8 protein-coding genes are annotated in these 8,141 nt (G+C 38.5%); 2 read left to right on the top strand and 6 right to left on the bottom strand.

Translation table 11 applies throughout. From position 1 onward, the window contains the following. Positions 1 to 63: 63 nt before the first annotated feature. From AACZ88_RS23685 to AACZ88_RS23660, 6 genes are all read right to left on the bottom strand, one after another. The gene (locus AACZ88_RS23685; protein ID WP_339716204.1) at positions 64 to 1,107 is read right to left on the bottom strand and encodes a TlpA disulfide reductase family protein; all 1,044 of its coding nucleotides are present in this window, start codon (positions 1,105 to 1,107) and stop codon (positions 64 to 66) included. 111 nt (positions 1,108 to 1,218) lie between these two features. After that, complete coding sequence (locus tag AACZ88_RS23680) at positions 1,219 to 2,421, bottom strand: crosslink repair DNA glycosylase YcaQ family protein (protein ID WP_339716201.1); 1,203 nt, start codon at positions 2,419 to 2,421, stop codon at positions 1,219 to 1,221. 94 nt (positions 2,422 to 2,515) lie between these two features. Further along, entirely contained in the window at positions 2,516 to 3,631 is a 1,116-nt protein-coding gene (locus AACZ88_RS23675) for a DUF2914 domain-containing protein (protein WP_339716198.1), read from the bottom strand. Between the two features lie 178 nt (positions 3,632 to 3,809). Then, a complete protein-coding gene (locus AACZ88_RS23670) occupies positions 3,810 to 4,808 on the bottom strand; it encodes a hypothetical protein (protein WP_339716195.1) in 999 nt (332 codons plus the stop codon). 80 nt (positions 4,809 to 4,888) lie between these two features. Further along, positions 4,889 to 5,713: a sterol desaturase family protein gene (locus AACZ88_RS23665; protein ID WP_339716206.1), complete on the bottom strand. Its 825-nt coding sequence runs from the start codon at positions 5,711 to 5,713 to the stop codon at positions 4,889 to 4,891. A 157-nt stretch (positions 5,714 to 5,870) separates the two neighbouring features. Next, a complete protein-coding gene (locus AACZ88_RS23660; RefSeq protein ID WP_339716192.1) occupies positions 5,871 to 6,368 on the bottom strand; it encodes a YkgJ family cysteine cluster protein in 498 nt (165 codons plus the stop codon). Between the two features lie 96 nt (positions 6,369 to 6,464). Between AACZ88_RS23660 and AACZ88_RS23655 the strand changes: the two genes are divergently transcribed. After that, entirely contained in the window at positions 6,465 to 7,190 is a 726-nt protein-coding gene (locus AACZ88_RS23655) for a class I SAM-dependent methyltransferase (protein ID WP_339716189.1), read from the top strand. A 90-nt stretch (positions 7,191 to 7,280) separates the two neighbouring features. Then, on the top strand, positions 7,281 to 8,126 hold the full coding sequence (locus tag AACZ88_RS23650) for a hypothetical protein (protein ID WP_339716187.1): 846 nt from the start codon (positions 7,281 to 7,283) through the stop codon (positions 8,124 to 8,126). Positions 8,127 to 8,141 lie beyond the last annotated feature (15 nt).

Here is an 8,141-nt window from a genome sequence, read left to right as displayed (position 1 = left end):
ATTATGTCTTAAAACTAATCAAGGGAACAGTTGTTTTTTAACTCAGTTCTTTGTTGTAAACAGTTATTTTTCAGTTAAATAGTTTTCTATTTCCTTAAATGAATTAAATGTAATTTTAATTTCACGACCATTCTCAATTAATAAATATGTTGGAAATGCAGAAATTCCCAATGTTTCAGTAATTGTTTTAGATGAATCTACTTGTCTGACGTTTTCCCAGTTATAATGATTGGTTTCCAAATAATATTTCCATTTTGAATGTTCTTTATCTCTTGATATTCCAATCAATTCAATATTGTTTTTTTCTAAATAGTCTAATTTTTTAGAAATAGCTTTATGGTCTTTAACGCAAGGTGGACAATTGACAAACCAAAGGTCGATTAGGTATGTTTTGTCTTTCTCAAAATTTAGTTTTACAATATCATTTTTAAGATTGTAAAAAGAAAAATTGTCAATGTCTAATTCAGTAATTCTTAATTTTTTTTCAAGCTCTTCGTGATAATTAAAAAAACTATGATTTTTTAATAAATCACTTTGTTTGCTTACTAACTGATGAAGTTCTTTTAATTTAAATTTATTATTTTGATTTCTAAAAATATACGTGGACATTACATGTAAAGAGAAAGGATTGTCAAAATTGTCCTGAATATTTTTTAAAAGAAAAGTATTTATTTCTGAACTATCTGCATTTGTTTTATAGAGGCTCCTAAATCCTGTCTGATATGTTTTGGTTTTGTAGTATAAGTCAGAACCAATTATGGTATCAATTATAAGTTGTTTATCTATTTTTCCTTTAATCTCAATATTCTTTCCATTAAGCCATAATTGGCTATACTGCATTGGACTTGAAACCATTTTACCATTTTTAAAGAAACAAACATTATATAAATCATTTAGACTGTCTTTAAAATTGATTTTGATAGTGTCTTTATATGCTATTTTATGAACTTCCCTATTTTGACTAATATCAGTAATCATGATAGTGTCAATATCTTCTTTTGTCTGAAGATAAAGATTCAGGTCAGCTAAATCATTATTTTCTTTTTGTAATTCAGATTTACAACTGAAAATCAAGAATGTTAATGAAAGTAAGAGTATTTTTTTCATAATTGTTTACAACTTGTTTATATCGCTGTAAAATACAGCTTTATACCGCTAAATCGAAACAAAACCGATCAAATCCCTTTCCTTTTATCGCGCAATAAATTGACCAATACACTAGTCCTCTCTTTTATAACTATTTTCCAATATCGATTTAAAACTATTCGGGCTTGTTTTGGTCCATTGTAGTTCGTTGCATCCATTAAATACCATAAATGCCTGCAGCTCCTTGACCAAAGCATGGGCAAAGGCATCGAACTTTACAAGGCCGGGTTCCAGGGCCAAATGATGGATCCGTAAGAGGGCCTTTTTTCTATCGGCTTTGCAGTCCATTCGCGCCACTAGTTTTCCATCCCATAAAATGGGCAACGAGAAATAACCGTATTGCCGCTTTGCCTCGGGGGTATAACATTCCAACAAATAGTCAAAACCGAACAAAGCCCCCATACGTTTGCGTTGTATGAGTAGGTTATCGAATGGGGAGAGTATTTTTAGTTTGCTTCGCGACAAGGGCTTGTTCAGCAGTTCCAGTGCCAATGGCAAAGCATAATATACGTTTCCACCCGTGTTGACCTGAAGCAATTCCTGCTGTTCCATCATTTCCCGTAAAACCGTCAAAACAGTAGTCTTGGTGTTTTTGAGAAGATACACCATTTCATTTGCTTGCCCCAAACCATTGGCACGTAGGTATTGCAGAATCAAAAAACGTGCATATTCCTTGGGGCCAGGCACTTCAGTATTTATGCCTTCGGGCAAGACCCGTTCGGTCAGATCATATACTTTATGAAAATTCACCCGATACGGAATCATAAGGTCGCCTTGCATAAACAGATATTCCAAAGCTTGCTTGGCCGGCTTGGTCTGCCATTCGCCCATTTTCTTGCCCGTATATTCAAAATCTTTGGCCATTAAAGGGCCTTCGGTAGCAATACGTTGTAACACCGATTTCATCAGCGATTCGTTGCGTTTGTACCAGTGATTTTGATGTCCGTTCGCTATAGCGTGTTTGCGCGGCAAGGTAAAGCGATAATCACGCATAGGGAGATAGGCCGCCGCATGCGACCAATATTCAAAAACCTTTTTTTCTTTAAATAGCTGCCCAAGATGGTTTGTTTTATAACGCGGGTTTCGGTTCCACAGGGTATGATGATGTGCACGCTGAATGGCAGAAATAGTGTCGATTTGAATATAACCCAAATGTTCAATTGCCGATAGGGTAGCCGCGAGTGCACTCCCCGTTTGCTTTGTAGGAGGCAATTTTTGCGACAACAAAACCATCTTTCTTGCTTGTTGCAGCGAAATCGTATCTATTTTGTTCATTGTGGTTTTTAAGATTTCGTCGGTTTGGAAGTTCATTTTCGCCGCTTTCCCCTAGCCCTTAACAAAAAAAGCAAAACATTTCCAAAGAGCCAATTTAGAATCGCTTCTCGATCATTCTTTGGGGTTCCAGATCCGGATTCATTATAATTTCAAAATCGATGACCCCCAATACCAACTCTTCCTCAGTGATTACTTGAACTTTCCAAAGGCCCTCTTTTACATTGTTTTTATAGGTATAACCACGAAAACCATTATCCCTACCCCCCATAATATCGTAACCGATGTCTTCGACGGTCTCCCACTCCCTGGTGCCTGGGTTAAACCATGTCCACCGGTGAAACATCGATTTTTTTAAGTCCGTCGGGGCAAATATGGAAGAGAATACATAAACATTTTCATCGGGTCTGTGTATAAACTCAATTCGATGACCTCTCCAAAATACAAACCATTCATCCCTTTCATAAGTGACAAAATAGGTATTGTCTTCTATCGTGATATTATGGGCTACCAGACCCGTATCCATAGCCAAAGGTACAGGCGGAATTAGCTTAAAGTAGTAAAATATGTTTATTATGGCATACATGAATACTATGATACCCATTAGCTTGCCGAGGTGTATTTCTTTTCGTGTACTCAAACTTTGCACATAAATGATACTGATCAAAACCAAGGTACAGACCAGGCTCGCCAAGCCGGAAAAGAGAAAGACACGGGTATTCATTTCTTTAATAAAGACCGGTATGATAAAGGTGAAAAAAGTAAAACTGATAAAGAAGTACACGCTAAATTGCAAATACTTGTTCGATATTCTTCGTTTCAGAAACTCATTGGCCAAAAACAAGACCACCAGAATAACAAAAAAGGACATTGTTTTTGATAGGGAAACACTTCTCGAGAAATAAATAACATAGGCGCTTGAGAGTCCGCCAAAGAAAAATTGAATAGCCAGGGGGAAATATTCTTCATAGCGTTCCAGCATCGTATTTTTCCAGCTACCATCGTCGGCCAAATTATAGCCATAAAGTGTAATGGTCAACAAACTCATGTACAAACACAAGACAACAAGGTCGTATAACCGGTCGATACGGCCCAAGGTCAAGGTATCAAAAATGAAACCTCCGATAAAGAAGATGATAGGGGCATATTTCTGATGCCGTCTTACGAACTTACGAAGCGCACTATTTCTATACCTGACCAAATTTCTTTTCATCTATATTTTTGAAAGCCTATAAATATAACGGAATTCGCCTTAGGTATTTTACGCTGTTCACCAAAACTCTTGTTTCGAAAAATATAAAGCTGCCCATGAGTGGCAGAATTCATCTTCGGCGCCCGGCAAACTCGACAAAAGTTGTTTTTAAGAGGAAAAAAGAAGTGCGTCAGCCTTATCAGCTGAACAAATTAAAGCGTACCAAAAGTTTATTATCACGCCTCCAAGGTATCCAGCCTTTTCCGATATTTTGAAATTGCGCATCGAGCAACCATACTTCGGCCCAGTCTCCCTTTATTTTAATCGGCTTCATAAATTGGTATTCCGTATGGATACTCCCAGAGGCCTGAAAAGGACGCGCCCTTACTTTTTCGTTGGACCCTGGAAGGAATTCCACGGAGTGTACACCAAGTAGAAAATCGGGCCAATAGACGACATTTCCATCGCTTTTACGCACGTAGGCAGTTCGATTGTTTTGAGAATTCACAATCACTTCGACAAATTCTTCGGTAACACTTTCAATCTTGAAATACAGCGTATCGTAATCAAGTTTCATAATATCGGGCACTAACCAAGGCGGTGCCGTAGCAATCTCAAATTGATTGTAAGTATTGCGTTTAAAAGTAAGGCTATCATAAGGCGAAATATCAATTTCAGGTTTTTTAAGGTTCGGATTCCCATAAAAATATAGTACGGACAACTCATTAAAATTAGGAGCAAAATACCCCATTCCTTCCCATTGCGTTTCTTGTTTTAGGTGTGTCGGAGACAGCACTTCTTTGAACTCCTCCTCAACAAAAAGCATAGCGGTGGGCTCACTGGTCGGTGCGGGTTTGGTAGGGGTCTCTTTATTGTAAGGCTTGTTTCTTTCCTTCTGTAGTTTATCGCGTTGCATAAAACGATAGTGCGTAATACCATAGCCAAGCAGCAGAATTACAAAAAGCACCCAATTGCCTGTCTTTATTTTACCATGGGGCAGACGGTAGGTTGCAAAAAACGATGCGACAAATGCGATTCCCCCAAAAAGAACACCCCAACCGAAAACGATGGCACCACCGGCCAATCCTTGGTTTTTCCCTGCTTCCATCCATCCGGCAAAGTACATTCCGATGATAAAGAAAACCAAGAGTGAAAGCAAATTAAATAGTAGACTGGCAGGTTTTAAAAGTTTTTTCATCGGCTGGAATTTAGTTTCAAGGCAATTTGTCGTCAATCATCCGATAGCCTAAACAACAGTATTAAGAGTACCATATATTTTCACTGTGTCGGTTTTCGATATTTTTGAAAAGGCTGTTTGAGCAAGCCTTTAATACTTCCATTTTCCAAGACATCGGGAAAGGTGTCTACACCATAGACAATAGCCTCTCGATCTAACTTCATAAACGTACCAAAAAGCCGGTCCCATATCGAGAAGATATTCCCATAATTGCTATCGGTATAAGGCAACACATAATGGTGATGTACTTTATGCATGTCGGGGGATACGATGACATAACTCAAGACCTCATCGATTTTTTTTGGCAATCGAATATTGGCATGGCCCAACTGGGTTGCTACTAACGAAAGGGATTGATAGAGCATCACGATACCAATGGGCACCCCGATAATAAATACGCCGAAAAGTGTAAATGCATACCGAATCATACTTTCCAAGGGGTGGTGTCGATTGGCAGTGGTCGTATCTACATTATGATCGGTATGGTGCACCAAATGGATCATCCAAAGCGGTTTTACCTTATGTTCGATGTAGTGGGCCAAATACGCTCCTATAAAATCCAATAGCAAAACTCCAAGAACGATATAGGCCCACAAGGGCATTGAGGGCAACCAATTCAGTATACCAAAGTCGTTGACAACCGTCCAATCACTGGTTTTAAGCAATAAAAAAGCTAACAAAAAATTAATGATAACGGTAGTAAGGGTAAAAAACAAATTGGGCAGGGCATGCCGCCATTTTTTATAATCGAATTTAAAAAGCGGTACAAAACCCTCTAAAATCCAAAAAAGGGTAATTCCTCCAACTAACAATAGCGACCGGTGTGAAGAAGGTATGGTCTCAAAATATGAAATAATAGACTCCATGCTTAAAGATACAAAAATCCATTTTTCGTCGAACTCCTTTACTAACCACCTCTGAAGTAGCGAATTGAGCACCTGAATTTCAGTTGCCCCCATTCAATGGTAATTGTTTGTTCCTTATTGCTAATTGTTTATTGTTTATTGACCATTTTCATGTGCGCTACTTCACCGCCACTCTTTTTTTCATTTCCTCGACGATATTAAAAGCTGCCGGACAAATTGCTACGTTCTTAAGGGTGATGTTACTGATTTGGTGGAATTTCTTCCGATCCGTATGCGGAAACTCCCGACATGCCTTGGGACGCTCTTCATAAATGCCGCAATAGTTATCGTTATCAAGAAACGGGCAAGGCAATTCTTGCAACACATAATCCCTATCTTCATCGATACGCAAGAATTTTTCAATAAATTGCTGCGGTTTCAATCGCAGGTACTTTGAAATACGCTCGATATCGGCTCGGGTAAACAATGGCCCGGTAGTTTTACAGCAATTGGCACAATTGAGACAGTCGGTTCGTTCAAACTCATTCTCATGAAGTTCTTGCATTACATAATCAAGGTTTTTCGGAGGTTTCTTTTTGAGCTTCATGAAAAACTTCTTGTTTTCCGCATGCTTTTCTCTCGCCCTTTTCGGTAATTTTTTAATTATTTTATCCATACAGTCTCTTTTGGCCCCTTATTCCTTTAAATCGTTATTTTTGTTGCGCTCTTTTTCAGAAAAAAACACGGAAGGACACGTAAAATACAAATTTAAATGGAAGATGTTTTCGGAAAAGCTTTATTAGACTATCAGAACGAAAGGTATTCCGAAGATATCTACACCTATTCTTCACTTGACGAAAAAGACGTGATGCCCCTTCCCTACCTGTTCCGAGGTTTTGAGGCTATGCCTCCTGTGGAAAAAAAAGCGTTAGCACTTTGCAAAGGCGAAGTACTTGATATTGGTTGTGGAGCCGGTAGCCATAGTTTATATTTACAACAAAAGGGCATTGCAGTAACTGCACTCGACAGCTCGGCGGGTGCGATCAAAACCTGTAAACTTCGGGGCATCAAGAATACCCTTCATACCGATATAGCTACTTTTGAAGATAAGAAATTCGATACGCTGCTCCTACTTATGAACGGTATTGGAATAGTAGGTAATTTGAAACTTTTGGACCAGTTCTTAAGTCATTTAAAATCTCTCTTAAAGCCCGGTGGGCAGATTTTACTTGATTCAAGCGACATCATTTATATGTTCGCTGATGACGAAGACCCCGAAAATCAAGAAAATTGGAAAATTGACCCCGAGAACTACTATGGTGAAGTATTATTTACCATGAAATATAAGGGCGTAAAGAGCAATTCCTTTTACTGGCTCTACCTTGATTTCGATACGCTAGAAAGTGCCGCAAACGCCAATAATTTGGCCTGTGACCTTATATTCAAAGGAAATCATTACAATTATTTGGCCCGTTTAGCGACTAAAATAGGTAAATAGGCACTATTTTTGCTTTATTTGCACTATCTGAACAAGTTACAATTGAAAACTTTGTTTCAGCAGTAACCTAAAAATAGCCAACAGTTAGATATGAAAACTGAATACAGACATAAAGGCGGTCGATGTAAATTTAACATACAAAAGCATTCCATTCTTTTAATGGTGTTAGGTGCCTTATTTTTTATAGGATGCTCAAATGATTCGAACACCGTAGATGAAACTCCTAAGGCAGTCGATAAAACCGCAAACCTTAAAGCAGCTGGCGAGTCTGCGAACGATATTCTTTCCAACGATAATTTCGACAAGCTTTTGGTAGAGATTGCCTATGTAAAAGATTTCAGGCCAAAGGCCGATGCCATTACCGACTTTGAAGCATTCCTGAAAGAATATACGTTCAAAGAGAATATCGAAGTAATGTACAATGAGTTGCCTTCACCAGAAAAAGATAGTCTTTCCCTAAATGAGATTGCCGATTTAGAGAAAGAAAACAGAACGGCATACAACGATGGTAAGACCTTGGCCATTTATATCTATTTTGCCGATGCCCCTTCAGAATCAGACGATGAAGATGAAGATTTGGTAACTCTTGGTGCCGTTTATCGCAACACCTCAATGGTCATTCATGAAAGTACTGTAAAAAAATTGGCCAAACAGAGTTTCTTGATATCGGAAGCAGATATCGAAGCGGCAACCCTTAATCACGAATTCGGGCATCTTTTCGGACTTGTCGATTTAGGCACTACTCCGGTCAACGAACATGAAGATCCCGATGCCGAAAACCACTGTAATGAAGAAAATTGTTTGATGCGTGCAGAATTACAATTTGGGGCCGGCATGAAAAAAATGTTGACCAGCAGAGTATCAAAAGGTTTATCATCTGCACCGGGCCTCGACCCTGAATGTATTCTCGATTTACAAACAAACGGCGGAAGATAGCCAACCTTCTAAGAC

It is taken from the genome of uncultured Kriegella sp. (genome assembly GCF_963975415.1).
In the GTDB taxonomy this organism is placed as follows: Bacteria; Bacteroidota; Bacteroidia; order Flavobacteriales; family Flavobacteriaceae; genus Kriegella.
The sequence above is the reverse complement of the archived record's forward strand: the minus strand, read 5'-3'. Positions and strand labels throughout refer to the sequence as shown.